The organism is Streptomyces sp. NPDC001903, assembly GCF_042891345.1.
GTDB lineage: Bacteria > Actinomycetota > Actinomycetes > Streptomycetales > Streptomycetaceae > Streptomyces.
In genome coordinates, this window is record NZ_JBIASZ010000001.1 from 621356 (window position 1) to 646741 (window position 25386).

The 25386-nt window shown below is 71.8% G+C and carries 22 protein-coding genes; 20 read left to right on the forward strand and 2 right to left on the reverse strand.

What is annotated here, in order from left to right; translation table 11 throughout:
• The first annotated feature begins 365 nt into the window (after window positions 1-365).
• From ACFYZS_RS02885 to ACFYZS_RS02920, 8 genes are all read left to right on the forward strand, one after another.
• Window positions 366-1358 (forward strand): ABC transporter permease, encoded by a 993-nt coding sequence (locus ACFYZS_RS02885; protein ID WP_389006063.1) that lies wholly within the window; start codon window positions 366-368, stop codon window positions 1356-1358.
• 43 nt (window positions 1359-1401) lie between these two features.
• Complete coding sequence (locus tag ACFYZS_RS02890) at window positions 1402-3162, forward strand: ABC transporter substrate-binding protein (RefSeq protein ID WP_389006065.1); 1761 nt, start codon at window positions 1402-1404, stop codon at window positions 3160-3162.
• 151 nt (window positions 3163-3313) lie between these two features.
• The gene (locus ACFYZS_RS02895; protein ID WP_389006067.1) at window positions 3314-4315 is read left to right on the forward strand and encodes an ABC transporter permease; all 1002 of its coding nucleotides are present in this window, start codon (window positions 3314-3316) and stop codon (window positions 4313-4315) included.
• Window positions 4312-5412, forward strand: a complete 1101-nt coding sequence (locus tag ACFYZS_RS02900) for an ABC transporter ATP-binding protein (protein WP_389006069.1) — start codon at window positions 4312-4314, stop codon at window positions 5410-5412. The genes ACFYZS_RS02895 and ACFYZS_RS02900 overlap by 4 nt, the downstream gene beginning before the upstream one ends.
• Before the next feature lie 5 nt (window positions 5413-5417).
• Window positions 5418-6494: an ABC transporter ATP-binding protein gene (locus tag ACFYZS_RS02905; protein WP_389006309.1), complete on the forward strand. Its 1077-nt coding sequence runs from the start codon at window positions 5418-5420 to the stop codon at window positions 6492-6494.
• A 109-nt stretch (window positions 6495-6603) separates the two neighbouring features.
• Entirely contained in the window at window positions 6604-7260 is a 657-nt protein-coding gene (locus ACFYZS_RS02910; RefSeq protein ID WP_389006071.1) for a trimeric intracellular cation channel family protein, read from the forward strand.
• A 58-nt stretch (window positions 7261-7318) separates the two neighbouring features.
• Window positions 7319-8170 carry a thioesterase family protein gene (locus ACFYZS_RS02915; RefSeq protein WP_389006073.1) on the forward strand — a complete coding sequence of 284 codons (852 nt, stop codon included), beginning with the start codon at window positions 7319-7321 and terminating at the stop codon, window positions 8168-8170.
• 79 nt (window positions 8171-8249) lie between these two features.
• Entirely contained in the window at window positions 8250-9413 is a 1164-nt protein-coding gene (locus tag ACFYZS_RS02920) for a cysteine desulfurase family protein (protein WP_389006075.1), read from the forward strand.
• Between the two features lie 40 nt (window positions 9414-9453).
• Here the strand turns inward: ACFYZS_RS02920 and ACFYZS_RS02925 are convergent, their stop codons facing one another.
• Window positions 9454-10158 carry an N-acetylmuramoyl-L-alanine amidase gene (locus ACFYZS_RS02925; RefSeq protein WP_389006077.1) on the reverse strand — a complete coding sequence of 235 codons (705 nt, stop codon included), beginning with the start codon at window positions 10156-10158 and terminating at the stop codon, window positions 9454-9456.
• A 69-nt stretch (window positions 10159-10227) separates the two neighbouring features.
• Here ACFYZS_RS02925 and mnmA point away from each other — a divergent pair, with 69 nt between their 5' ends.
• A complete protein-coding gene (mnmA, locus tag ACFYZS_RS02930; protein ID WP_389006079.1) occupies window positions 10228-11364 on the forward strand; it encodes a tRNA 2-thiouridine(34) synthase MnmA in 1137 nt (378 codons plus the stop codon).
• Window positions 11365-11557: 193 nt separating this feature from the next.
• On the opposite strand, the gene ACFYZS_RS02935 is transcribed toward mnmA, so the two are convergent.
• A complete protein-coding gene (locus tag ACFYZS_RS02935; RefSeq protein WP_389006081.1) occupies window positions 11558-12481 on the reverse strand; it encodes an NADP-dependent oxidoreductase in 924 nt (307 codons plus the stop codon).
• A gap of 142 nt (window positions 12482-12623) precedes the next feature.
• Here ACFYZS_RS02935 and ACFYZS_RS02940 point away from each other — a divergent pair, with 142 nt between their 5' ends.
• The 11 genes from ACFYZS_RS02940 to gatB all read left to right on the forward strand — a co-directional run bounded on the left by ACFYZS_RS02940 (window position 12624) and on the right by gatB (window position 25345).
• A complete protein-coding gene (locus tag ACFYZS_RS02940) occupies window positions 12624-13613 on the forward strand; it encodes a GlxA family transcriptional regulator (RefSeq protein ID WP_389006083.1) in 990 nt (329 codons plus the stop codon).
• 93 nt (window positions 13614-13706) lie between these two features.
• Complete coding sequence (locus ACFYZS_RS02945) at window positions 13707-14051, forward strand: DUF1330 domain-containing protein (protein ID WP_389006085.1); 345 nt, start codon at window positions 13707-13709, stop codon at window positions 14049-14051.
• Window positions 14051-15040, forward strand: coding sequence for a hypothetical protein (locus ACFYZS_RS02950; protein WP_389006087.1), 990 nt, complete (start codon window positions 14051-14053; stop codon window positions 15038-15040). The genes ACFYZS_RS02945 and ACFYZS_RS02950 overlap by 1 nt, the downstream gene beginning before the upstream one ends.
• 54 nt (window positions 15041-15094) lie before the next feature.
• Window positions 15095-15784, forward strand: a complete 690-nt coding sequence (locus ACFYZS_RS02955; protein ID WP_389006089.1) for an SDR family oxidoreductase — start codon at window positions 15095-15097, stop codon at window positions 15782-15784.
• A complete protein-coding gene (locus tag ACFYZS_RS02960) occupies window positions 15781-16764 on the forward strand; it encodes a methionine synthase (protein WP_389006091.1) in 984 nt (327 codons plus the stop codon). The genes ACFYZS_RS02955 and ACFYZS_RS02960 overlap by 4 nt, the downstream gene beginning before the upstream one ends.
• A gap of 31 nt (window positions 16765-16795) precedes the next feature.
• Window positions 16796-19009 carry an NAD-dependent DNA ligase LigA gene (gene ligA, locus ACFYZS_RS02965; protein WP_389006093.1) on the forward strand — a complete coding sequence of 738 codons (2214 nt, stop codon included), beginning with the start codon at window positions 16796-16798 and terminating at the stop codon, window positions 19007-19009.
• A 398-nt stretch (window positions 19010-19407) separates the two neighbouring features.
• Complete coding sequence (locus tag ACFYZS_RS02970) at window positions 19408-21606, forward strand: putative bifunctional diguanylate cyclase/phosphodiesterase (protein ID WP_389006095.1); 2199 nt, start codon at window positions 19408-19410, stop codon at window positions 21604-21606.
• Between the two features lie 171 nt (window positions 21607-21777).
• A complete protein-coding gene (gene gatC, locus ACFYZS_RS02975; RefSeq protein WP_010984178.1) occupies window positions 21778-22074 on the forward strand; it encodes an Asp-tRNA(Asn)/Glu-tRNA(Gln) amidotransferase subunit GatC in 297 nt (98 codons plus the stop codon).
• A 4-nt stretch (window positions 22075-22078) separates the two neighbouring features.
• Window positions 22079-23575 (forward strand): Asp-tRNA(Asn)/Glu-tRNA(Gln) amidotransferase subunit GatA, encoded by a 1497-nt coding sequence (gatA, locus tag ACFYZS_RS02980; protein WP_389006097.1) that lies wholly within the window; start codon window positions 22079-22081, stop codon window positions 23573-23575.
• 62 nt (window positions 23576-23637) lie between these two features.
• Complete coding sequence (locus ACFYZS_RS02985; protein ID WP_229345000.1) at window positions 23638-23817, forward strand: hypothetical protein; 180 nt, start codon at window positions 23638-23640, stop codon at window positions 23815-23817.
• 16 nt (window positions 23818-23833) lie between these two features.
• Window positions 23834-25345: an Asp-tRNA(Asn)/Glu-tRNA(Gln) amidotransferase subunit GatB gene (gene gatB, locus ACFYZS_RS02990; protein WP_389006099.1), complete on the forward strand. Its 1512-nt coding sequence runs from the start codon at window positions 23834-23836 to the stop codon at window positions 25343-25345.
• The last annotated feature ends 41 nt before the right edge of the window (window positions 25346-25386 follow it).

Below are 25386 nucleotides of genomic sequence, written 5' to 3' on the forward strand. Positions count from 1 at the left end.
ACCGCGAGTTGGGCGCCATGTCCGATTGCGTACCGAACGGACGGTGTTGATCCGCTCAGGCGAGAGCGAAGTCCGGATAACGGGAACCCGGCCCTCACATCACGGTTGCGCATCCATTCATCTGCGGGTCTGGCGGCTGATCGCAGCGCCGATGAAGACTCCCCACCCAAGAGCCGGTCAGTCCTCCAAGGCCCGGTTCGGCAAATGATTTTTTGCTTGTGGCTTTGCACCGCACTTCCCGCAATTCCTGCACCTCACACGCGTCCTGCGTGTCACCACGCACTCCGAGCGCCACTCCGCACCAACGCCGCCACAGCGGCGGGCATGGGCCGGCAACCCGTCGGCCGAGAGGGGTCCCCACCACGATGACGGCACCACTGCACGACACGAGCGCGGAATCACCCGCACCCGTGTCCGTAGCCGACGTCCCAGCCAAGGCCATCGAAGGCCGCTCGCCCGGCCGCATCGCCTGGATGCGGCTCAAGCGCGACAAGGTCGCGCTGACCGGCGGCGTGGTCGTGATCTTCCTGATCCTGGTGGCGGTCTTCGCGCCGCAGATCGTGAGCCTGCTGGGCCACCCGCCCAACGAGTTCCACGAGGACCTGATCGATCCGGACCTCGGCACGCCGCTCGGCTCCTTCGGCGGCATGAGCTCCGACTTCCTGCTCGGCGTCGAACCCACCAACGGCCGCGACGTGTTCAGCCGGATCGTCTACGGCGCCCGCATCTCGCTGGTCGTCGCGTTCCTGTCGGCCTTCGTGTCGGTCACCATAGGCAGCCTGCTCGGCGCACTCGCCGGGTTCATCGGCGGCTGGGTCGACGGCGTCATCAGCCGCCTCATGGACCTGCTGCTCGCGTTCCCGCAGCTGCTCTTCACCATCGCCCTGGTCTCCGTCGTCCCCAACTCCCTGTGGGGGTTCTCGGGTTCGGGCGTCCGCATGGGCGTACTGATCGTCGTGATCGGCTTCTTCGGGTGGCCCTACATCGGCCGCATCGTGCGCGGCCAGACGATCTCCCTGCGGGAGCGCGAGTACGTCGAGGCGGCGCGCAGCCTCGGCGCCGGGCGCGGCTACATCCTCCTCAAGGAGCTGCTGCCCAACCTGGTCGCGCCGATCCTCGTCTACTCGACGCTGCTCATCCCGACCAACATCCTGACGGAGGCGGCCCTCAGCTTCCTCGGCGCCGGCGTCAAGCCGCCCACCGCCTCCTGGGGAAAGATGCTGTCCGACGCCATCCCCATCTACCAGGACGACCCCGCGTACATGGTGGTCCCCGGTATCACGATCTTCATCACCGTCCTGGCGTTCAACCTCTTCGGGGACGGGCTGCGCGACGCACTCGACCCCAAGGGCAGCTGAACCCCGCTTCAACGATTCACCCACCAATGGAGGTTGGACCAACGTGATCCGCAGAAAGCAGGCATTCGCGATCACCGCCGTGATCGCCGCCCTGTCCCTGACCGCCGCGTGCGGTGGCAGTGACAGCGGCAAGAAGACCGAGGGCAAGGGCGGCGCCGCCTTCAACGCCGCCACCACCGGCATGGTGAACCCCTCGGACGCCAAGGGCGGGGAGCTCAAGCTCTGGTCGCCGCAGGACGTCGACTACCTCGACCCGGCGCGTGCCTACTACGGCTTCGTGTGGGACATCCAGCGCCTCTACGTGCGCCAGCTGCTCGCGTACGACAGCAAGCCGGGCAAGGACGGCAGCAAGCTCGTCCCGGACCTCGCCGAGGGTCTGCCGGTCCTGAGCAACGAGGGCAAGACCTACACCCTCAAGATCAAGGACGGCGTGAAGTTCGAGGACGGCACGCCGATCACCTCGAAGGACTTCAAGTACGGCATCGAGCGCGTCTTCGCGCAGGACGTGCTGTCCGGCGGCCCGACCTACCTGATCGACATCCTCGACCAGGGCCAGAAGTACCCCGGCCCGTACAAGGACACCGACCCCAACAAGATGGGTCTGAAGTCCGTCGAGACGCCGGACGACAAGACGATCGTCTTCAACCTGGCGAGCGCCAACTCCGACTTCAGCTACCTGCTGGCGATGCCGTCCTCCTCGCCGGTCCCGGCGGCCAAGGACACGGGCGCCACGTACACCAACAAGCCCGTCTCCACCGGCCCGTACAAGGTCGAGAGCTTCACGGCGAGCAAGGGCGCGACCTTCGTCCGCAACGAGAACTGGGACCCGAAGACCGACACGATCCGCAAGGGTCTGCCGGACAAGGTCTCCTTCACGGTGACCACCAACCCGGACGACATGGACGCGCGCCTGCTGTCGGGCGACATCGACCTCGCCATCGACGGCACGGGCATGCAGCAGGCCGGCAAGAACAAGGTCCTCAAGGACGAGAAGCTGAAGGCCAACGCGGACAACCCGTTCACGGGTTACATCCGCTACTTCGCCTTCCCGACCACGGTCGCGCCGTTCGACAACATCGAGTGCCGCAAGGCCGTCATCTACGCGGCCGACCCGAAGTCCCTGCAGACCGCCCGCGGCGGCCCGACCAGCGGTGACCTCGGCGCGAACATGCTGCCGCCCGGCATCCCCGGTGCCGACAAGAGCTACGACCCCTTCAACCTGACGAAGGGCGAGCCGCAGGAGGCCAAGGCCAAGGAGGCCCTCAAGGCCTGTGGCAAGCCGGACGGGTTCGAGACCACCATCGCGGTGCGCAACAACCGCGCCCCCGAGGTGAAGACGGCCGAGTCCCTGCAGGCCTCGCTCGCCAAGGTCGGCATCAAGGTCACCATCGACCAGTACGACGGCAAGCTCTCCTCCTCCGTGATCGGTTCGCCCGAGAACGTGAAGAAGAAGAACTACGGCATCATCGTGATGGGCTGGGGCGCCGACTACAACTCCGGCTCGGGCTTCCTGCAGCCGCTGGTTGACGGATCGTTCATCCAGCAGAACGGCAACAACAACTACACGATGATCAACGACCCGGAGATCAACCAGCTGTTCAAGACGGCCGCCGCCGCCGCGACTCCGGAAGCCGCCGCCCCGTTCTACACGGACATCAACAAGAAGATCATGGAGAAGGCTCTCTACCTTCCCATCAACTTCGACAAGGCCTTCGTCTACCACAACCCGCGTCTGACGAACGTCTACTTCAACGACTCCATGGGCAAGATCGACCTCGCCACGGTCGGCATCGCCGCCAAGTAAGCAGACCGGCCCGAGTCGTCGAGTCGTCACGTAACAACAGGCAAGTGCCTTCACCGCACATGCGCTAGTCCGAAGGGCAGGTGAAGGCCGCAGGCGGCGGCTGCCGTTCCCACAAGGGACGGCAGCCGCCCGCCCCGGGCGGCCGACTGCAGTGCTCGTCTACCTCATACGACGAATGTTCAACGTCGTCGCCACGCTGCTGGTGGTCTCCGTGGTCACCTTCGGCATCTTCTTCGCGGTCCCCAAGATCACGGGCAGCGACCCGGCCCTGATGTACGCCGGCCGCGAGACCAACGAGACCGCCCTGGCGGGCATCCGCGTGAAGATGGGCTTCGACAAGCCCATCTCCGAGCAGTACCTGACCTTCGTCAAGGGCATCTTCGTCGGCCGCGACTACGACGGCGGCACCGATGTCACCCACTGCGCCGCCCCCTGCTTCGGCTACTCCTTCAAGACCGAGGCGCCCGTCTGGGAGACCATGGTCGACCGGATGCCGGTCACCCTCTCGCTCGCCCTCGGCGCGGCGGTCATCTGGGTGATCGCCGGTGTGGCCACCGGCGTGGTCTCGGCGCTCAAACGCCGCACCGCCATCGACCGCACGGTGATGGTCGGCGCGCTCGCCGGCGTCTCCCTGCCGATCTTCTTCACCGGCATGGTGGCCCCCGCGATCTTCGTCTACGGCCTCGGCTGGCTGGACGTGTCCAACTACAGACCGCTCACCGAGGATCCGGTGGCCTGGCTCAACTCCCTGATCCTGCCCTGGGTGACCCTGGCCTTCCTCTTCGCCGCCACCTACGCCCGCATCACCCGCGCCACGATGCTGGAGGTCCTCGGCGAGGACTACATCCGCACCGCCCGCGCCAAGGGGCTCAAGGAGGGCGTGGTCATCCGCAAGCACGCCCTGCGCTCCACCCTCACCCCGATCGTCACGATGTTCGGCCTGGACCTCGGCGGACTCCTCGGCGGCGCGGTGCTCACCGAGACGACCTTCAACTTCCAGGGTCTGGGGACGGCCGCCGTGGCCGCCATCGGCCAGGGCGACCTGCCCGTGATCATGGGCGTCACCCTGCTCGCCGCGCTGTTCGTGGTGATGGCCAACCTGATCGTGGACCTGCTGTACGCCGTCATCGACCCGCGCGTGAGGCTGACGTGACCGAGAACCCCACCACCGGCAGCGCGCCCGCGTTCGTGCCCGAGCAGGCCGGGCCGCCGTCCGACACGGCCTTCCTGTCCGTACGCGACCTCAAGGTGCACTTCCCGACCGACGACGGCCTGGTCAAGTCCGTCGACGGGCTCTCCTTCGACCTGGAGCGCGGCAAGACGCTCGGGATCGTCGGCGAGTCCGGCTCCGGAAAGTCCGTGACCTCGCTGGCCATCATGGGCCTGCACCGCACCGGCAACGCCCGCAGCCGCCCGCACATCTCGGGCGAGGTCGTGCTGGACGGCGAGGACCTCGTACGGGCCGACGCCGACCACGTGCGCAAGCTGCGCGGCCGCAAGATGGCGATGGTCTTCCAGGACCCGCTCTCCGCGATGCACCCGTACTACTCGGTCGGCAAGCAGATCATCGAGGCGTACCGGACCCACCAGGGCGTCGACAAGAAGACCGCCCGCACCCGCGCGGTCGAGATGCTCGACCGGGTCGGCATCCCGGAGCCGCACCGGCGCGTGGACGCGTACCCGCACGAGTTCTCCGGCGGTATGCGCCAGCGCGCGATGATCGCGATGGCGCTGGTCAACAACCCCGAACTGCTCATCGCGGACGAGCCGACCACCGCCCTCGACGTCACCGTCCAGGCGCAGATCCTCGACCTGATCCGCGACCTCCAGAAGGAGTTCGGCTCCGCGGTCATCATGATCACGCACGACCTCGGCGTGGTCGCCGAGATGGCCGACGACATCCTCGTGATGTACGGCGGCCGGTGCGTCGAGCGCGGCACCGCAGAGAAGGTCTTCTACGAACCCCGCCACCCCTACACCTGGGGCCTGCTCGGTTCCATGCCGCGCATCGACCGCGACCAGACCGAGCGCCTGATCCCGGTCAAGGGCTCGCCGCCCAGCCTCATCAACATCCCGAGCGGCTGCGCCTTCAACCCGCGCTGCCCCTACGCCGACGTCCCCAAGGGCGGCATCACCCGCACCCAGCGGCCCGAGCTCACCGAGGACGACAGCCGGCACTGGTCCGCCTGCCACATGTCGCAGGAGGAGCGGACCCGGATCTGGACCGAAGAGATTGCGCCGAAGCTGTGACCGACATGAAGAAGGACTCCTCGGCCGCGGCCGAGGAGCAGCCGCTGCTGAAGGTGACCGGCCTGGTCAAGCACTTCCCCATCAACAAGGGGCTGCTGCGCCGGCAGGTCGGGGCCGTCAAGGCCGTGGACGGCATCGACTTCGACGTCCGGCGCGGTGAGACGCTGGGCGTGGTCGGCGAGTCCGGCTGCGGCAAGTCGACGATGGGCCGGCTGATCACGCGCCTGCTGGAGCCGACGGGCGGCACGGTCGAGTTCGAGGGGCGCGACATCACGCACCTCGGGGTCTCCGGGATGCGTCCGCTGCGCCGCGACGTGCAGATGATCTTCCAGGACCCGTACGGCTCGCTGAACCCGCGGCACACGGTCGGCACGATCGTCGGCGCCCCCTTCAAGCTCCAGGGCGTCCAGCCCGAGGGCGGGCTGAAGGCCGAGGTGCAGCGCCTGCTGTCGCTGGTGGGCCTCAACCCCGAGCACTACAACCGGTACCCGCACGAGTTCTCGGGCGGCCAGCGCCAGCGCATCGGCATCGCCCGCGCGCTGGCCCTGAAGCCGAAGCTGGTCGTCGCCGACGAGCCGGTGTCGGCGCTGGACGTGTCGATCCAGGCCCAGGTGGTGAACCTGCTGGACGACCTGCAGGAGGAGCTCGGCCTCACGTACGTGATCATCGCGCACGACCTGTCGGTCATCCGGCACGTGTCGGACCGCATCGCGGTGATGTACCTCGGCAAGATCGTGGAGCTGACCGACCGCAAGTCGCTCTACGAGAACCCGATGCACCCGTACACCAAGGCGCTGCTGTCGGCCGTGCCCGTGCCGGACCCGCGCCGCCGGGGTGCGAAGAGCGGCCGCATCCTGCTGAAGGGCGACGTCCCGTCGCCGATCTCGCCGCCCTCGGGCTGCCGCTTCCACACGCGGTGCTGGAAGGCCACGCAGGTCTGCACGACGCAGGAGCCGCCGATGCTGGCGCTGGCCACGGGCCACCAGGTGGCCTGCCACCACCCGGAGAACGCCGCCGACCAGGCCCCGGGCGACCCGGCCCTCCCGGGCGCCGCGGAAGCGCTGGCCACGGTCTCGGAGTGACCCGCCCGGTGTCCCGGGGCCCCGAGCCCCGGGACACCGGCGTGCCCCCGGCCGGGGTGGCGCAGCGCACCCGTCCGACCGCCGGCCGGGCGGACGGCACAATGGGGCGGTGCTCCACGATCTCTTCCCGCCCGGGATCCAGCATGCCCTGGACCTCGCCGGCATCTTCGTCTTCGCCACCGCGGGCGCGCTGCTCGCCGTACGCAAGAACTTCGACGTCTTCGGCATCTGCGTCCTCGCCCTGGTCACCGCCCTCGGCGGCGGCCTCTTCCGCGACCTCGTCATCGGCGCCGTCCCGCCCGCCGCCTTCGGCGAGCTCAGCTTCTTCGTGACCCCGCTGATCGCGGCGGTCATCGTCTACTTCCTCCACCCCGAGGTGCAGCGGATCAACCGCGCCATCAACGTGTTCGACGCGGCCGGCCTCGGCCTGTTCTGCGTCACGGGCACGACCAAGGCGTACGAGTTCGGCCTCGGACTGACCGCCTCCGCCGCGCTCGGCGTGGCCACGGCCGTCGGCGGCGGCGTCCTGCGCGACGTCCTGGCCAACGAGGTCCCCTCGCTGCTGCGCGACCGCGAGATGTACGCCGTCCCCGCCATCGTCGGCGCCGCGATGGTGGCCCTGTCGATCGCCTTCGACAGCCTCAACGGCGTGACCACCGGCGCGGCGATCATCACCACCTTCGTGCTCCGGCTCCTCGCCATGCGCTACCACTGGCGGGCCCCGCTGGCCTGGAACCGCCGCTCCTCGGTGGCCGAGGAGCCGTAACCAGCGCGCAGCAAAGGAAAGCTACCGCTTAGTAGCCTCTCGTTGTAGGCTCAAAACCATGGCATACGCAGCGGCCCAGGCATCCATCGGCGACAGCGAATTCGACCGGGACACCACCGTCACCGCGCGCGCGGACGAGTCCGGCGTGTACGACGCGGAGCTCTCCGCCGGGTGGACGATCATCACCGCCGTGAACGGCGGCTACCTGCTGGCCCTGGTCGGCCGGGCCCTGTCGGCGGCCCTGCCGCACCCGGACCCCTTCACCGTCTCCGCCCACTACCTGACCTCTTCGGTGCCCGGCCCCGCCGTGATCCGCACCGAGGTCGTCCGGATCGGGCGCACCCTCTCCACCGGCCAGGCCTCCCTCTTCCAGTACGACGAGAACGGCGCCGAGATCGAGCGGATCCGGGTCGTCGCCTCCTACGGCGACCTCGCCTCCCTGCCGGACGACGTCCGCACCACCGCGGTCCCGCCGGTCTTCCCGGCGTACGAGGACTGCCTCGGCCCGGAGGCCGGCCCGGCGCCGATCCCCGGCAGCAACGCGATCGTCGACCGGCTGCGGCTCCGCCTGGACCCGGCGACGGCGGGCTGGGCGCTCGGCGCGCCGTCCGGGAAGGGCGAGATGCGGGCCTGGTTCGAGCTGGCCGACGGCCGCGACGCCGACCCGCTGTCGATGCTGCTCGCGGTGGACGCGCTGCCGCCGACCTGCTTCGACCTGGGCCTGATGGGCTGGAGCCCGACCATCGAGCTCACCGCCCACGTCCGGCGCCGCCCGGCCCCGGGCCCGCTGCGGATCTCCATCACCACGCGGAACCTGGCCGGCGGGTTCCTGGAAGAGGACGCCGAGGTCTGGGACTCCACGGACCACCTGGTGGCCCAGTCCCGCCAACTGGCCCGCGCCCCGCGCTGACCCCCGGTCCCCGCCGCTCCGGGCCCCCGCCGCACCGGGGGTCCGGGGCCCGGGAGGGGACTCGTAGAATCAGGGGATCATGGCCTACCTCGACCACGCCGCCACCACCCCGATGCTCCCGGAGGCCGCTGCGGCGATGACCGCGCAGTTCGCCGCCACGGGCAACGCCTCCTCCCTCCACGCCGCCGGCCGCCGTGCCCGCCGTACCGTCGAGGAGGCCCGCGAGGCCCTCGCCGAGGCACTCGGCGCACGCCCGAGCGAGGTGGTCTTCACCGCGGGCGGCACGGAGGCCGACAACCTCGCCGTCAAGGGCCTCTACTGGGCCCGCCGCGACGCCGACCCCGCCCGGACCCGGGTCCTCGCCAGCCCCGTCGAGCACCACGCCGTCCTCGACGCCGTGCACTGGCTCGGCGAGCACGAGGGCGCCCGGATCGAGTACCTCCCCGTCGACCGCCACGGCCGCGTGCACCCCGAGGACCTCCGCGAGGCCATCGCGCGCAACCCCGACGACGTGGCCCTGGCCACCGTCATGTGGGCCAACAACGAGATCGGCACCGTCATGCCGGTCCGTGAACTGGCCGCGGTCGCGCGCGAGTTCGCCATCCCCCTGCACTCCGACGCCGTCCAGGCCTTCGGGCAGCTCGACGTCCGCTTCGGGGACAGCGGCCTCGCCGCGATGACCGTCAGCGGCCACAAGATCGGCGGCCCCTACGGCATCGGCGCGCTGCTGCTCGGCCGGGACCAGAGCCCCGTACCCGTCCTGCACGGCGGAGGCCAGGAGCGGCACGTGCGCTCCGGGACCCTCGACGTGCCCGCCATCGCCGCCTTCGCGGTGGCGGCCGTGATCGCCGCCGAGCGGCGCGAGCGGTTCGCCGCCGAGATCGGCGCCCTGCGCGACGAACTGGTCGCCGCCGTGCTCCACGCCGTGCCCGACGCCGTCCTCGGCGGGGACCCGGACGACCGGCTCCCGGCCAACGCGCACTTCAGCTTCCCCGGCTGCGAGGGGGACTCGCTGCTGCTCCTGCTCGACGCCCAGGGCATCGAGTGCTCCACCGGCTCCGCCTGCACGGCCGGCGTCGCCCAGCCCAGCCACGTCCTGCTGGCCACCGGGACGGACCCGCAGCTGGCCCGCGGCACCCTGCGCTTCTCCCTCGGCCACACCTCCACCAAGGAGGACGTCGCGGCCGTGGCCGCGGCCATCGGCCCGGCCGTCGAACGGGCCCGTACGGCGGGCCTCAGTTAGGGAGGCGCCCCCTGGGCCCCGTCTTTCGGAGCAGGCCGGATCAGGCCTTCGCGGGGGCGGGGGCCGCCCCGCCCGCCGCGAGCTCCGAGCGGACCCGGCCCAGGTACCGGTCCCAGTCCCAGTGGGGGCCCGGGTCCGTGTGGTCGGTGCCCCGGACCTCGGAGTGGGCCACTATGTGCGAACGGTCCACGGGTATGCCGTACCTGCGGCAGACGTCGGCGGCGAGGCGGGCGGAGGCCGCGTACATCGCCTCCGTGAAGTCCTGGGGGCGGTCCACGAACCCCTCGTGCTCGATGCCCACGCTGCGCTCGTTCATCGAGCGGTTGCCCGAGTGGAAGGCGACGTCCATCTCGCGCACCATCTGCTCTATGCGCCCGTCCTGGCCGACGATGTAGTGAGCCGACGCCTGGTGGAACGGATTCTTGAAGGCGTCCACCGAGGACGCGAAGCTGCCCTGCGTGACATGCACCACGATCCGGTCCACCCGGTAGTCCTCGGGCCGGTCCGCCATCCGCCAGTTCGCCGGCGAGGCCGAGGTCCAGCCCACGCCCGCGTGGTCCACCTCGCCCTCCTTGCGGGGTTTGCCCACGCCCGGCAGCAGCCACCAGGCCCGCCGCAGCTCGTCCTGCCCGGCGACCGCCGCCACCGCGAAGACCCCGAGCCCCCCGAACAGCACCGCCCGGCGGGTCCTGCGCGGCCCCGCCTTCCGCCCCGCCTCCGGCGCGGCCCCGACCTTGCTCCCCATGTGATCCACCCCCCGCACGTGATAACGCGCTGTGACCCCGGGCGGTTCCCCCGTACCCTGGACGGTGCTATGACTGAGAACCTGCCGCGCGCCCCCCGCCCGCTTCGCGTCCTGGCCGCCATGTCCGGCGGCGTGGACTCCGCCGTCGCCGCCGCCCGCGCCGTCGAGGCCGGGCACGACGTGACCGGCGTCCACCTCGCGCTGTCCGCGAACCCGCAGTCCTTCCGGACCGGCGCCCGCGGCTGCTGCACCATCGAGGACTCCCGCGACGCCCGGCGCGCCGCCGACGTCATCGGCATCCCGTTCTACGTGTGGGACCTCGCCGAGCGCTTCCGCGAGGACGTCGTGGAGGACTTCATCTCCGAGTACGAGGCCGGGCGCACCCCGAACCCCTGCCTGCGCTGCAACGAGAAGATCAAGTTCGCGGCGCTGCTCGACAAGGCCCTCGCCCTCGGCTTCGACGCCGTCTGCACCGGCCACTACGCCACGGTCGTCCTGAACGAGGACGGCACCCGCGAGCTGCACCGCGCCTCCGACATGGCGAAGGACCAGTCGTACGTCCTCGGCGTCCTGGACGAGAAGCAGCTGGCCCACGCGCTGTTCCCGCTCGGCGACACCCTCACCACCAAGGAAGAGATCCGCGCCGAGGCCGAGGAGCGCGGCCTGGCCGTCGCGAAGAAGCCCGACAGCCACGACATCTGCTTCATCGCCGACGGCGACACCCAGGGCTTCCTCGCGAGCCGCCTGGGCAAGGCCGAGGGCGACATCGTCGACGGGGCGACCGGCGAGAAGGTGGGCACCCACGACGGTGCCTTCGGCTTCACCATCGGCCAGCGCAAGGGCCTGCGGATCGGCCACCCCGCCCCCGACGGCAAGCCGCGCTACGTCCTCGACATCTCCCCGGTGAACAACACCGTCACCGTCGGCCCCGTCGAGGCCCTCGACGTCAGCGCCCTGACGGCGATCCGCCCCCGCTGGTGCGGCTCCACGGCCGCCGCCCCGGGCACGTACACCGCGCAGCTGCGCGCCCACGGCGGTGAGACCGAGGTCTTCGCCGAGCTCGTGGACGAGGAGCTGCGGGTGCGCTTCACGGAGCCGGTGCGGGGTGTGGCCCCCGGCCAGGCGATCGTCCTCTACGACGGCACGCGCGTGGTCGGCTCCGCCACCATCGCGACCACCACCCGGGCCGCGGCCGCGTCCGTCTGAGGTCCCGCCCCGGGTAAGGGAGCGCCGCGGCGCGGCCAGACCCGGAAGTGGAACGGGGGACGCCGGGAGCGGAGGGGGACCACCCTCGGCCCCGGGGGAACCGGCGCGTCCGGTGACCGGGCCGTGCAGGTGTTCGCGAAGCCCCTGTGACCGGCCCCTGAATCCCGGGCCGGCCAAGCGCGCTCGGCGGTGCTCAGGCCACCGTGAGGACGATCTTGCCGGTGGTCCGGCCCTGCTCGCCGATCTCGTGGGCCTTGGCGGCCTGCTCCAGCGGCAGCACCGTGTCGATCAGCGGGCGGAGCAGGCCCCGGTCGGCCAGCGCCGCGATCTCCTGGAGCCCCTTGAGGTCCGGCTCCACCAGCACCCAGGAGGCGTGCACGCCCTGCGGGTCGGCCGGGAGGCCGTCCGGGCCGGGCAGGGTCACCAGGTGCCCGCCGGGCTTCAGCACCTTCAGCGAGCGCCGGCCGTAGTCCCCGCCCACCGCGTCGATGACCACGTCCACGTCGGAGACGGCGTCCTCGAAGTCCGTCGTGCGGTAGTCGAGCACCTCGTCGGCGCCCAGCTCGCGCAGCAGCCCGTGCTTGGCCGCGCTGGCCGTGCCGATCACGTACGCGCCGCGCGCCTTGGCGATCTGCACGGCCAGGTGGCCGACCCCGCCCGCCGCCGCGTGGACGAGCACCCGCTGCCCGGCCGTGACCCCGGCCGTGTCCACCAGGGCCTGCCAGGCGGTCAGCGCCGCCAGCGGCAGGGCCGCGGCCTGCACGTGGTCCAGGGAGGCCGGCTTGCGGGCGAAGTGCCGGGCCGGGGCGACCACGTACTCGGCGTAGCCGCCCGCCTGGCGCGGGAAGTTCGGCATGCCGTAGACCTCGTCGCCCGCGCGGTACAGGGTCACGCCGGGGCCGACCGCCTCGACGGTGCCCGAGACGTCCCAGCCGACCATCGGGACCTCGCCCCAGGCGATCAGGCCGCCGCTGGCCCGGGTCTTCCAGTCCACCGGGTTCACGCCGGCCGCGTGGACCCGTACCAGGATCTCGTTCAGGCCCGGCTCCGGCCGCTCCGTCTCGACCTCGGTGAGAACCTCGGGTCCGCCCCACTGGCTCACGACGACCGCGCGCATGACTGTCTCCTCAGGTGTGCTTGGTGACACTTGGTAGTGCTTGGGATACTCCGTGCCGGTTTTCCCGGCCGTGGCTCCAGCTTGGCCGCATCCGGTCCCGCATGGTGTTGGCCGTACGGCCACCATGTGACAGGATCTGGCCATGTCCGTTCTGCACCGTGTTGCCGTACTCGCCCTCGAAGGCGTCGCCCCCTTCGAGCTCGGAATGCCGTCCCGCGTGTTCGGCAACGCCCGCGCCGAGGACGGCGGCGCCCTGTACGAGGTCACCGTCTGCACCGCCGACGGGCAGCCCGTGACAAGCGACGCGGGCTTCACCATCGGCGTCACGGCCGGCCCCGAGGCGCTCGCCGCGGCCGACACCGTGATCGTCCCGCCCACCCACGCCATGCCCGGGCTGCTGCGCGGCGAGCCCCTGCCGCGGGCCCTCGTCGAGGCCCTGGCCGCCATCCGGCCCGGCGCCCGGATCGTGTCCATCTGCACCGGCTCCGAGGTGCTCGCCGCCGCCGGGCTGCTCGACGGCCGGCGCGCCACCACGCACTGGGCGCACGCGCCGGAGTTCCAGCGGGCGTTCCCGCGCGTCCTGCTCGACGAGGACGTGCTCTTCGTCGACGACGGCTCCCTCCTCACCTCGGCGGGCGTCGCCGCCGGCATCGACCTGTGCCTCTACCTGATCCGCGCCGACCACGGCACGGCCGCCGCCAACCGCGCCGCGCGGCTGTGCGTCGTACCGCCGTGGCGGGACGGCGGGCAGGCCCAGTACATCGACCGGCCCGTCCCCGAGCCCACCGTCGCCACCACCACCGCCACCCGCGCCTGGGCGCTGGAGCGGCTCGCCGAGCCGGTCACGCTGGCCGAGCTGGCCGCCCACGCCCGGATGAGCCTGCGCACCTTCACCCGGCGGTTCCGCGACGAGGTGGGCATGACCCCGGTGCAGTGGCTCACCGTCCAGCGCCTCGAAGTCGCCCGCCAGCTCCTGGAGTCCAGCGACCTGCCGGTCGACCTCGTCGCGCACCGGTCGGGCTTCGGTTCCGCCAACTCGCTGCGCCAGCACATGCGGGCCGCCCTCGGCATCTCGCCGATCGCCTACCGCCGGACCTTCCGGCCCGGCAGCCCGGTGGCCGTGGAGGCATGACCCCGGAGGTCATGGCCTTCGGCTCACCGGCTTGGCAGGATCGGACCAACAGCCCGATCCGGCAGACCACTTGAGACCGCGGAGGCCAGAGCCATGACCGCGTACGCCATCGCCCACATACGCCCCGGGACCATGAACGAGGAGATCCTCCGCTACATCGAGGAGATCCAGTCGACGATGGACCCCTTCGACGGACGCTTCCTCGTCCACGGGGCGCAGGTCGAGGTCATGGAGGGCCCGTTCCCCGGGACCGTGGTGGTCCTGGGCTTCCCGGACATCGAGCGCGCCCGCGCCTGGTACGCCTCCCCGGCCTACCAGGCCCTGATCCCGCTGCGCACCCGCCACATCCCGGGCGAGGTCATCCTGGTGGACGGCGTCCCGCCCGGCTACGACGCGACGAAGACGGCGGCCCGCCTGCGCGCGGAAGCGGGCCTGTGATGAGCCACCCCGCCGTCCACGTCCTCGCCGGCGCCCACGGCCACCAGGGCGCCTACGACTCCTGGGGCTCCCTCGCCCTGGACCTCCACCTCCTGGCCGGCCCGGACGTCCTGCTGCCGCTGCTGCGTACGCACACCGCCCGCGACGAGGCGTTCCGCCGCTCCGACGACTCGGTCGAGGCCGGAGTCCTGGTCGACCCCGTCCGCCGGGAGCTGCTCCTCTTCGCCCAGGAGGGGGCCGCGGCCACGATGCGCACGCGGAGCGCGGCCCTCGCCCTGCTGCGCCGTGCCTGGCCGGACTGGCGGGTGCGCTGGGCCTACGAGGGCCAGACCGGCCTGCGGACCCGGCTCGGCCTGGACCCGGCCGACGACCACAGCACCACCGGAACCGCGTACCCCCTGTTCACGCTCGGCCCGGACGACGAGGAACTGGCCGACGTGGTGCCGATGACGGCCGTGGTCACCGTCGGCGCCGACCGCTGCCACGTGCTCGACCTCGGCGCGGACCACCCCCTCGCCGAGGGCCCCGACCTCCTGCGCCGGCTCGACGACGCCCCCCGCCACACCGCGTACACGGCCCACGCCGGTGCGGGACTGCACATCGACCCCGCACGCCGCAGCGTCGGCTGGTGGCTGCTCGGCGCCCAGCCCCGGGCGGAGCGGGCGGCAGCCCTCTGGGCCGGCTGGACCGTGGAGTTCTGGGAGGACCGCTGGAGCGAGCACGTCCGGGCCGCGGGCGGCCGCTTCGCCCCGCCCGCGCCGGACCACGACGCCGCGCTGGGCTGGGGGCACCACCCAGCGGTAGCCGGGGGAGTACGGGACGACGCGCTGCGGCTCTGGGCCGGGCCCCGGGACATGCGGGCGGCGGTCGTGGCGGCGGCCCCGGGGGCCCTGGTCGGGCACGCGTACCTGCCGCCCGTCACCGCCGAACGGGCGGCCGCCGCCCGCGCCGTGATCGAGGCGGCCCACCGCGCGGCCCGGGGGCGCTGACGGGGCCGCCGACCGGGACCGGGGCGGCGGCCGCGGGGTGCGAGCATGGGACCCATGGCTACTCACCTGATCACCGGTGCCGGAGCGGGCATCGGCGCCGCCGTCGCCGCCCGGCTGCACGCCCGCGGCGACGACCTCGTCCTGCTCGCCCGCGACGCCGCCCGCGGCAAGCAGCTCGTCGAGCGCTACCCCGGCTCGCGCGCGCTCGTCGGCGACCTCTCCGACCCCGACCGGCTGTCGTGGGCCTTCTCCAAGCAGCCCCTCCCGGAGCGGATCGACTCGCTCCTGCACATCGCCGGGATCGTCGACCTCGGCCCCGTCGGCGAGCTGCGCCCCAAGACCTGGCACCAGCAGCTCAACGTGAACCTGATCGCCCCCGCCGAGGTCACCCGGCTGCTGCTGCCCACCCTGCGCGCCTCCCGCGCCACCGTGGTCTTCGTGAACTCCGGCGCCGGCCTGACCGCCCACGCCGACTGGAGCGCGTACGCCGCCTCCAAGCACGGGCTCAAGGCCCTCGCGGACTCGCTGCGCGCCGAGGAGAAGGCGAACGGCATCCGCGTCACCTCCGTCTACCCCGGGCGGACCGCGACCGCGATGCAGGCCAAGGTGCACTCCCAGGAGGGCAAGGAGTACGACCCTTCCGCCTGGATCGACCCCGAGTCCGTGGCCACCACCATCGTCATGGCCGTCGACCTGCCCCGCGACGCCGAGGTCAACGACCTGAGCGTCAGGCCCGGCCGATGACCGCGGGCGCCACCGGCGTCGGCTCCCTGCCCGGCGGCGACGCCCGGGAGGCGGCCAAGACCGCCACCGGGTCCTTCGAGGACTTCCCTTACCTCCCCGAACTGCCCGCCCGCGGGCCCGGCGCGGACATGATCGGCCGCTCCCTCGGGCTGCTCGTCGACATGTACGCCCACGTCGAGCCCAGCGGCTGGCGGATCAGCGATCGGCCGGGGCGCGACTCGAAGCGGGCCCGGTCCTGGCTCGGCGAGGACCTCGACGCCCTCGAAGAGTTCACCCAGGGGTACACAGGCCGGCTCAAGGTCCAGGCCGTCGGCCCGTGGACCCTGGCCACCGCCCTGGAACTGCACGGCGGCGAGGCCGTGCTCCAGGACGCCGGCGCCTGCCGAGACCTGGCCGGATCGCTCGCGGAGGGGCTGCGCGACCACCTCGCCGACGTCCGCAAGCGGATCCCCGGCGCCGAGATCGTGCTCCAGCTCGACGAGCCGTCGCTGACCGCGGTGTTGCTGGGACGGGTGCGGTCCGCGAGCAAGTACCGCACGTACCGGGCCGTCGACCGGCAGGTCGTCGAGGGCACCCTGCGCGAGCTGTTCGCCGTCCACGACGGGGAGGTCGTCGTCCACTCCTGCGCACCCGAGGTGCCCTTCGGACTGCTCCGGCGGGCCGGCGCCACGGGGGTGTCGTTCGATTTCTCCTTGCTCACCGAGCGCGAGGACGACGCCATCGGCGAGGCCGTCGAAAGCGGCACGAAACTCTTCGTCGGAGTGGTGCCGGGCACCGACGCCCCGTTGTCGGACCCTGCCGGTAGCGTCATGGGTGTCAGGAAGCTCTGGCGCAGGCTGGGGCTGGCCCCGGGGACTCTGGCGGAGTCCGTCGTGGTCACCCCGGCGTGCGGTCTGGCGGGCGCTTCGCCCGCCTACGCGCGCGCCGCGCAGGCGCACTGCGTCAGGGCGGCGAGGTCGCTCGCCGACAACCCTGAGTGACGGAAAAAGACGGGCCACGGGAGGACACGGCATGGCAGCCGAACAGAAGCAGGCCGGCGACGGCACGGCCGCACCGGCGGCGGTGCGCGAGCAGCACGCGCTGCTGGCCGAGCAGGTCGAGGAGCACCGCTTCCGGTACTACGTGAACGACCAGCCGGTCGTCAGCGACGCCGAGTTCGACAAGCTGCTGCGCTCGCTGGAGGCGCTGGAGGACCAGTACCCGGAGCTGCGCACGCCCGATTCGCCCACCCAGAAGGTGGCCGGGGCGTACGAGACGGACTTCGCGTCCGTCGAGCACCGGGAGCGCATGCTCTCCCTCGACAACGCCTTCGACGAGGAGGAGTTGGCGGCCTGGGCCGAGCGGGTGGCCCGGGACGTCAACACCCCCGATTTCCACTACCTGTGCGAGCTCAAGGTGGACGGCCTCGCCGTCAACCTCACGTACGAGAAGGGCCGCCTGACCCGGGCCGCCACCCGCGGCGACGGCCGCACCGGCGAGGACATCACGCCCAACGTCCGCACCATCGCGGAGATCCCGGACCGCCTCAAGGGCGAGCGGATCCCCGAGCTCGTCGAGATCCGCGGCGAGGTCTTCTTCCCGATGGAGAAGTTCGAGGAGCTCAACGCCCGGCTCGTCGAGGCCGGGGACAAGCCCTTCGCCAACCCGCGCAACGCGGCCGCCGGTTCGCTGCGCCAGAAGGACCCGAAGGTCACCGCCACCCGCCCGCTGCACATGGTGGTGCACGGCATCGGCGCGCGCGAGGGCTTCGACATCGACAAGCTCAGCCACGCCTACGAGCTGCTCGGCGAGTGGGGTCTGCCCACGGCCCGGCACAACAAGGCGGTGTCCTCGCTCGCGGAGGTCCGCGAGTTCATCGCCTACTTCGGCGAGAACCGGCACTCCGTGGAGCACGAGATCGACGGCGTCGTCGTCAAGCTCGACGAGATCCCGCTCCAGGGCCGCCTGGGCTCCACGGCCCGCGCCCCGCGCTGGGCGATCGCGTGGAAGTACGCCCCCGAAGAGGTCAACACCAAGCTGATCGACATCAAGGTCGGCGTCGGCCGCACCGGGCGGGTGACCCCGTACGCGCAGGTGGAGCCGGTGACGGTGGCCGGCTCGGAGGTCGAGTTCGCGACCCTGCACAACCAGGAGGTCGTCAAGGCCAAGGGCGTGCTCATCGGGGACACCGTGGTGCTGCGCAAGGCCGGCGACGTCATCCCCGAGATCCTCGGCCCGGTGGTGGACCTGCGCGACGGCAGCGAGCGGGAGTTCGTCATGCCGGCCGAGTGCCCCGAGTGCGGGACGGCGCTGCGGCCGATGAAGGAGGGCGACATCGACCTCCGCTGCCCCAACGGGCAGACGTGCCCCGCCCAGTTGCGCGAGCGGCTGTTCTACCTGGCCGGCCGCCAGTGCCTGGACATCGAGAACTTCGGCGCGGTGGCCGCGGCCGCGCTCACCAACCCGCTGGAGCCGGCCGAGCCGCCGATGCTCGACGAGGGCGACCTGTTCAGCCTCACCATCGAGCAGCTGCTGCCCATCAAGGCGTACGTCCTGGACGCCGACAGCGGGCTGCCGAAGCGCGATCCGAAGACCGGCGAGGAGAAGATCGCCACGGTCTTCGCCAACCAGAAGGGCGAGCCGCGGAAGAACGCCCTGTCCATGCTGGAGAACATCGCGGCCGCCAAGGACCGCCCGCTCGCCCGCTTCATCAACGGCCTCTCCATCCGGCACGTGGGACCCGTCGCGGCGGAGACCCTGGCCCGCGAGTTCCGGTCGGTCGAGCGGATCGAGCAGGCCACCGAGGAGGAGCTCGCCGCCACCGAGGGCGTCGGGCCGATCATCGCGGCGGCGGTCAAGGAGTGGTTCGCCGTCGACTGGCACCAGGAGATCCTGCGCAAGTGGCGGGAGGCCGGGGTACGGATGGAGGAGGAAGGTTCCGGCGAGGAGGAGGGGCCGCGCCCGCTGGAGGGCCTGACCGTCGTCGTCACCGGCACTTTGCAGAGCCACACGCGGGACGGAGCGAAGGAGGCCCTGCAGAGCCGCGGCGCGAAGGTGACCGGATCCGTCTCGAAGAAGACCTCCTTCGTCGTGGTCGGCGAGAACCCGGGCTCCAAGTACGACAAGGCGATGCAGCTGAAACTGGCCGTCCTCGACGACGCGGGTTTCGCGGTGCTGCTCGAACAGGGTCCGGACGCGGCCCGCGAGGCCGCGCTCCCGGTGGACGGCGGGGCCGGAGCGGAGTAACGCCCCGCGGCCGACACGCAGGTGGCCGGGGCCAAGGAGTGGCGAACGCGAACGGATGCGTGGCGTGCGGCCGTACGGGCGGGCGCACGCCAGGCGCAACACCCGGTGGTAAAAGGCCGGTACAGGGCTGTTCGCAGGGCGGTGACCTGTCGGATCATCGGATGGGTGACCCGGGAGTCCTGGTCCAAACTCACCCGTTCGGCGGATACCGTACTGATGAGGATGGCTGGGTCGCATTCGGGCAACCGCCGCCGACCGCTGCCCCTGGGGGCCTCTCGCGTCCTACTGTTGAGGGGGGCGCCTGTCGTGCACGGCTGCGTGATGCGCTTCCAGCCGTGATGGCATGACATCGGGGCCATCGCGTGGCATCGGCATTGCCGGCTGTGAGAGGGACGGGCATGAAACCCACCGAAAGCGCCGACCCGTCACCTGATGTCGGCGGGGAGATCCCGTCCATGCGGACGGGCCGGCTCGGTGTCCTGGGTGCCAGGACGCCGGACACCCATCTGCTCGACAGCGGCGCGGGACCGGGCAGAGCGGCGCAGCGCACCGTGCTGCCGTTCATCGTCGTGGGCCTGTCCGCCGCCGTCCTCGCGATCGGCATCGCCTCCGCGCTGAGTGACCGTCACGCCCTGTTCCCCGGCGGCCCGGTCGGCTGGGCGCTCGCGCTGCTGACCGGCATCATCGTCGGCCACCTCGTCGCGCTGGGCCGCGACCGCTGGTGGGGCGGCACCGGCTCGGGCGCGGCGCTCACCCTCGGCGTGCTCGTCCTCTACGGCTGGGTGCCCGCGGGACTCGTCTCGCTCGCGGTGGTCTCCCTGGTCGGGGCCGCGCGCCGGCACCGCTGGCGGCAGGGGCTGCTGCACGGCGCCACCGACATCCTCGGCATCGGCGCGGGCGCCCTCGTACTCGCCGCCTTCGGCGACACGCCGACCGTCGAGGCCCCGTGGCGGCCCACCACCTGGGGGCTGGAGGCGGTCCCCGAGATCGCCCTGGTGGCCCTCGCCTACCTGCTGGTCACCAAGGTGCTGCTGTGGCTCGCGCAGACCCCGCGCGGCGGCGCCCTGCCCACCGTCGCCCGCACGGCCCTGCTCCGCCAGGCCTTAGTCGCGGTCGCCCTGCTCGGCATCGCCCCGCTGATCTGCGTGGTCGCCGTGACGCAGCCGGTGCTGCTGCCGCTGTTCGCCGTACCCCTGATCGCACTGGACTCCACCTTGTGGATCGCCCGGGCGCGGGCCGAGGAGCAGCTGCGCGACCCGCTGACCGGGCTGCCGAACCGGCAGTGGCTGCTGGAGCGGGCCTGGTCTGCCCTGGACGAGGCTGAACGTTTGGGCACCCGGTCAGCTCTTGTGTTGATCGACCTGGACCGGTTCCGCGCGGTCAACGACACGCTGGGCCACCTCGCCGGCGACCGGCTGCTGCTCCAGATCGCCGACCGGCTCCGCCAGGCCCTGCCCGAGGACGCCGAGGCCGCCCGCCTCGGCGGCGACGAGTTCGCCGTGCTCCTGCCCGTCGCCGACTCCACCACCAGCGCCCAGCGCGTCGCCCGCCACCTCGTCGCCGAGCTCAGCTCGCCCCTCGACCTGGACGGGCTGACCCTCGTCCTGGAGGCCAGCGCCGGCCTCGCCGTCTTCCCCGACCACGCGCTCGACGCGGAGGGGCTGCTGCGCCGCGCCGACGTCGCGATGTACCAGGCGAAGCGGGACCGCACCGGCGTGGAGGTGTACGAGTCCAAGCGCGACAGCAACACGCCCGACCGGCTCGGCCTCCTCGGCGATCTGCGCCGCGCCCTCGACGCCGGGGAAGTGGAACTGCACTACCAGCCCAAGGTCCGCTTCGACGGCCAGGTGGCAGGGCTCGAAGCCCTGGTGCGCTGGGTGCATCCGGAACGCGGCCGGGTCTCGCCCGACGAGTTCATCGCGATCGCCGAGACCTCGGGGCTGATGCCCCACCTCACCGAGTACGTGCTGGAGACCGCCCTCGCCCAGGTGGCGCGCTGGCGGGCGCAGGGCCTGAAGGTCCCGGTCGCCGTCAACGTCTCGCCGCGCGACGTGCACACCCCCGGCTTCGCGGGCGCGGTCGCGGCCCGCCTCGCCCGGCACGGGGTCCCGGCCAGCGGTCTCCAGCTGGAGATAACGGAACACGTGCTGCTGGAGGACCCGCAGCGGGCCGCCGACACCATGGCGGGCCTGACCGGCCACGGCGTGAAGATGTCGCTCGACGACTTCGGCACCGGCTACTCCTCCCTGGTGCACCTGCGGCGGCTGCCGGTCAGCGAGCTGAAGATCGACCGCTCGTTCGTGGCGCGGCTCGCGGTGGACGCGCAGGACGCGGAGATCGTCCGCTGCACCGTCGACCTGGCGCACTCTCTCGGGCTGCTCGTCGTCGCCGAGGGCGTCGAGGACGACGAGACCTGGGAGCGCCTGCGGGACCTCGGCTGCGACGCCGTCCAGGGCTGGCTGGTCGCGGCCGCCATGCCCCCGCAGGAGGCCACGGCCTGGCTGCTGGCCCGCGGTGAGCGCGGCTGGCGCCGCCCGGCGGACATCACGGCGGAGCTGTCGGCCGCCCCGGCCCCGGCGGAAACCCCGGCCCAGTAGCCCGGCCGACAGCCGGGCAGGCATCCGTACGGCAGCCGTACGAGCAGTCCGCCCCGCGGCCCGCACCGGGCCCGGGGCGCCCCTGGTGGGAAACGGTTTCGTGGGTCCGGGGCCCCGCCCCATAGGATTGGGCACGAAACTACACACTCACCACCCCCAGAGGATCGCTGCATGCCTGGCATCACGCGCGAGGAGGTTGCCCACCTCGCTCGGCTGGCACGTCTGGAGCTCAAGGCCGAAGAGCTGGACCACTTCGCCGGACAGCTCGACGACATCATCGGCGCGGTCGCCCGCGTTTCCGAGGTCGCCGACCAAGACGTCCCGCCGACCTCCCACCCGCTGCCGCTGACGAACGTCATGCGCGCGGACGAGGTCCGACCGTCGCTCACCCCCGAGCAGGCGCTTTCCGGCGCTCCCGCCCAGGAGCAGCAGCGTTTCAAGGTGCCGCAGATCCTGGGGGAGGACTAACAACATGACTGACCAGATCATCAAGCTCACGGCCGCCCAGACCGCCGAGAAGATCGCCTCCGGCGAGCTCACGGCCGTCGAGGTCACCGAGGCCCACCTGGCCCGCATCGACGCGACCGACGAGAAGGTCCACGCCTTCCTGCACGTCGACCGCGAGGGCGCCCTCGCCCAGGCGCGCGCCGTCGACGCCAAGCGCGAGCGCGGCGAGAAGCTCGGCCCGCTGGCTGGCGTCCCGCTCGCCCTCAAGGACATCTTCACCACCGTCGGGGTCCCGACCACCGTCGGTTCGAAGATCCTCGAAGGCTGGATCCCGCCCTACGACGCCACCTTGACGCGCAAGCTCAAGGAAGCCGACGTCGTCATCCTCGGCAAGACCAACATGGACGAGTTCGCCATGGGGTCCTCCACCGAGAACAGCGCGTACGGGCCCACCGGCAACCCCTGGGACCTCACCCGCATCCCCGGCGGCTCCGGCGGCGGCTCCGCGGCCGCGCTGGCCGCCTTCCAGGCCCCGCTCGCGATCGGCACGGACACCGGCGGCTCCATCCGCCAGCCCGCCTCCGTCACGGGCACGGTCGGCGTGAAGCCCACGTACGGCGGCGTCTCCCGCTACGGCATGGTCGCCTTCTCCTCCTCCCTCGACCAGGGCGGGCCCTGCGCCCGCACGGTCCTGGACGCGGCCCTCCTCCACGAGGTCATCGCGGGCCACGACCCGATGGACTCCACCTCCATCGACGCCCCGGTCCCGCCGGTCGTCGAGGCGGCCCGCAACGGCTCCGTCGCCGGCATGCGCGTCGGCGTCGTCAAGCAGTTCGCCGGCGAGGGCTACCAGGCCGGCGTCGTCCAGCGCTTCAACGAGTCCGTCGAGCTCCTCAAGGAGCTGGGCGCCGAGATCGTCGAGCTGGACTGCCCCTCCTTCGACCTCGCGATGGCCGCGTACTACCTGATCGCGCCGTCCGAGTGCTCCTCGAACCTGGCCCGCTTCGACGCCATGCGCTACGGCCTGCGCGTCGGCGACGACGGCACCAAGTCCGCCGAGGACGTCACCGCGCTCACCCGCGAAGCCGGCTTCGGCGACGAGGTCAAGCGCCGCATCATCCTGGGTACCTACGCGCTGAGCTCCGGCTACTACGACGCGTACTACGGCTCCGCCCAGAAGGTCCGCACGCTCATCACCCGGGACTTCGAGAAGTCCTTCGAGCAGGTCGACGTGATCGTCTCCCCGACGACCCCGACCACCGCCTTCGCCATCGGTGAGCGCACCGACGACCCGCTGGCGATGTACCTCGCGGACCTGTGCACCATCCCGACCAACCTGGCCGGCAACTCCGCCATGTCGCTCCCCTGCGGCCTGGCACCGGAGGACGGCCTGCCGGTCGGGCTGCAGATCATCGCCCCGGCGATGAAGGACGACCGGCTGTACAAGGTCGGCGCCGCCGTGGAGGCAGCCTTCGTCGAGCGCTGGGGTCACCCGCTGCTTGAGGAGGCACCGTCCCTGTGAGCACCAGTGCACTGACCAAGGCCAAGGGCTTCAAGAAGTCCAAGACCGGCACGTACCTGTCGATGGGCACCACCGCCTTCGGCGCCCTCGGCGTGATCAAGCAGGTCAAGAAGGCCCGCACCGAGCACGACACGCTGAAGCTCGTCGACGCCGTCGTGTCCGCCGCCGCCATCGTCACCGGTCTCGCGATCCTGTACCGCGAGCTGAAGCGCCTGGGCGACGACGACGTCCTGCTGGGCTGAGAGGGAAAGTTTCACCGTGACCACCTTCACCGAACTGCTGTCGTACGAGGACGCTCTCGCCTCGTTCGACCCCGTCATGGGCCTCGAGGTCCATGTCGAGCTCGGCACCAAGACCAAGATGTTCTGCGGCTGCTCGACCGAGCTGGGCGCCGAGCCCAACTCGCAGACCTGCCCCACCTGCCTCGGTCTGCCCGGCTCGCTGCCCGTCGTCAACGCGATCGGCGTCGAGTCGGCCATCAAGATCGGTCTCGCGCTGAACTGCGAGATCGCCGAGTGGTGCCGCTTCGCCCGGAAGAACTACTTCTATCCGGACATGCCGAAGAACTTCCAGACCTCCCAGTACGACGAGCCGATCGCCTTCAACGGCTACCTCGACGTACAGCTGGAGGACGGCGAGATCTTCCGCGTGGAGATCGAGCGCGCCCACATGGAGGAGGACACCGGCAAGTCGCTGCACGTCGGCGGCGCCACCGGCCGTATCCACGGCGCGTCCCACTCCCTGCTGGACTACAACCGCGCCGGCATCCCGCTCATCGAGATCGTCACCAAGCCGATCGAGGGCGCGGGCGTACGGGCCCCCGAGGTCGCCAAGGCGTACGTCGCCGAGCTGCGCGAGGTCATCAAGGCCCTCGGCGTCTCCGAGGCCCGCATGGACAAGGGCCAGATGCGCTGCGACGTGAACCTGTCGCTGCGCCCGACCCCCGAGTCCGAGTTCGGCACCCGCAGCGAGACGAAGAACGTCAACTCGCTGCGCTCCGTCGAGCGCGCCGCCCGCTTCGAGATCCAGCGCCACGCGGCGGTGCTCTCGTCCGGCGGCACGATCGTGCAGGAGACCCGGCACTTCCACGAGGAGGACGGCTCCACCACCGCCGGCCGCATCAAGGACAACGCCGAGGACTACCGGTACTTCCCGGAGCCCGACCTGGTCCCCGTGGCCCCGGCCCGCGACTGGGTCGAGGAGCTGCGCGGCGGTCTGCCCGAGATGCCGCGCGTGCGCCGCAACCGCCTCCGCGAGGAGTGGGGCGTGAACGAGCACGACATGCAGTCGATCCTCAACGCGGGCGCGGTGGACTCCATCGTCGCCACCATCGAGGCCGGCGCCGACTCGACGGCGGCCCGCAAGTGGTGGATGGGCGAGCTGGCCCGCAACGCCAACGAGCAGGGCGTCGTCGTCGACGAGCTGCCGATCACCCCGGCGCAGGTCGCGCGCGTCGCGGCCCTGGTCGCGGCCGGCGAGCTGAACGACAAGCTGGCCCGCCAGGTCCTGGAGGGCGTCCTCGCCGGCGAGGGCACCCCGGACGAGGTCGTCGAGAAGCGCGGCCTGAAGGTCGTCTCGGACGAGGGCGCGCTCGGCGCGGCCGTCGACGAGGCCATCGCGGGCAACGCGGCCATCGCCGACAAGATCCGCGGCGGCAAGATCGCCGCCGTCGGCGCCCTGGTCGGCGCGGTCATGAAGACCACCCGCGGGCAGGCCGACGCGGCACGCGTCAAGGAGCTCATCCTGGAGCGCCTGGGCGTCTCGGAGTAGTCGGCCGAGCCGCTCCCGTACGACCGAGACGGCCCCGCACC

What these genes read in the sequence shown, in the direction of transcription:
- ACFYZS_RS02905 (WP_389006309.1), top strand. Translation starts at nt 5,418, where the DNA reads ATGAAGAAGGACTCCTCGGCCGCGGCCGAGGAGCAGCCGCTGCTGAAG.
- ACFYZS_RS02940 (WP_389006083.1), top strand. Translation starts at nt 12,624, where the DNA reads ATGTCCGTTCTGCACCGTGTTGCCGTACTCGCCCTCGAAGGCGTCGCC.
- ACFYZS_RS02915 (WP_389006073.1), top strand. Translation starts at nt 7,319, where the DNA reads ATGGCATACGCAGCGGCCCAGGCATCCATCGGCGACAGCGAATTCGAC.
- ACFYZS_RS02950 (WP_389006087.1), top strand. Translation starts at nt 14,051, where the DNA reads ATGAGCCACCCCGCCGTCCACGTCCTCGCCGGCGCCCACGGCCACCAG.
- ACFYZS_RS02925 (WP_389006077.1), bottom strand. Translation starts at nt 10,158, where the DNA reads ATGGGGAGCAAGGTCGGGGCCGCGCCGGAGGCGGGGCGGAAGGCGGGG.
- ACFYZS_RS02935 (WP_389006081.1), bottom strand. Translation starts at nt 12,481, where the DNA reads ATGCGCGCGGTCGTCGTGAGCCAGTGGGGCGGACCCGAGGTTCTCACC.
- ACFYZS_RS02945 (WP_389006085.1), top strand. Translation starts at nt 13,707, where the DNA reads ATGACCGCGTACGCCATCGCCCACATACGCCCCGGGACCATGAACGAG.
- gatC (WP_010984178.1), top strand. Translation starts at nt 21,778, where the DNA reads ATGCCTGGCATCACGCGCGAGGAGGTTGCCCACCTCGCTCGGCTGGCA.
- ACFYZS_RS02960 (WP_389006091.1), top strand. Translation starts at nt 15,781, where the DNA reads ATGACCGCGGGCGCCACCGGCGTCGGCTCCCTGCCCGGCGGCGACGCC.
- ACFYZS_RS02955 (WP_389006089.1), top strand. Translation starts at nt 15,095, where the DNA reads ATGGCTACTCACCTGATCACCGGTGCCGGAGCGGGCATCGGCGCCGCC.
- mnmA (WP_389006079.1), top strand. Translation starts at nt 10,228, where the DNA reads ATGACTGAGAACCTGCCGCGCGCCCCCCGCCCGCTTCGCGTCCTGGCC.
- ACFYZS_RS02970 (WP_389006095.1), top strand. Translation starts at nt 19,408, where the DNA reads ATGAAACCCACCGAAAGCGCCGACCCGTCACCTGATGTCGGCGGGGAG.
- ACFYZS_RS02920 (WP_389006075.1), top strand. Translation starts at nt 8,250, where the DNA reads ATGGCCTACCTCGACCACGCCGCCACCACCCCGATGCTCCCGGAGGCC.
- ACFYZS_RS02885 (WP_389006063.1), top strand. Translation starts at nt 366, where the DNA reads ATGACGGCACCACTGCACGACACGAGCGCGGAATCACCCGCACCCGTG.
- gatA (WP_389006097.1), top strand. Translation starts at nt 22,079, where the DNA reads ATGACTGACCAGATCATCAAGCTCACGGCCGCCCAGACCGCCGAGAAG.
- ligA (WP_389006093.1), top strand. Translation starts at nt 16,796, where the DNA reads ATGGCAGCCGAACAGAAGCAGGCCGGCGACGGCACGGCCGCACCGGCG.
- ACFYZS_RS02985 (WP_229345000.1), top strand. Translation starts at nt 23,638, where the DNA reads ATGGGCACCACCGCCTTCGGCGCCCTCGGCGTGATCAAGCAGGTCAAG.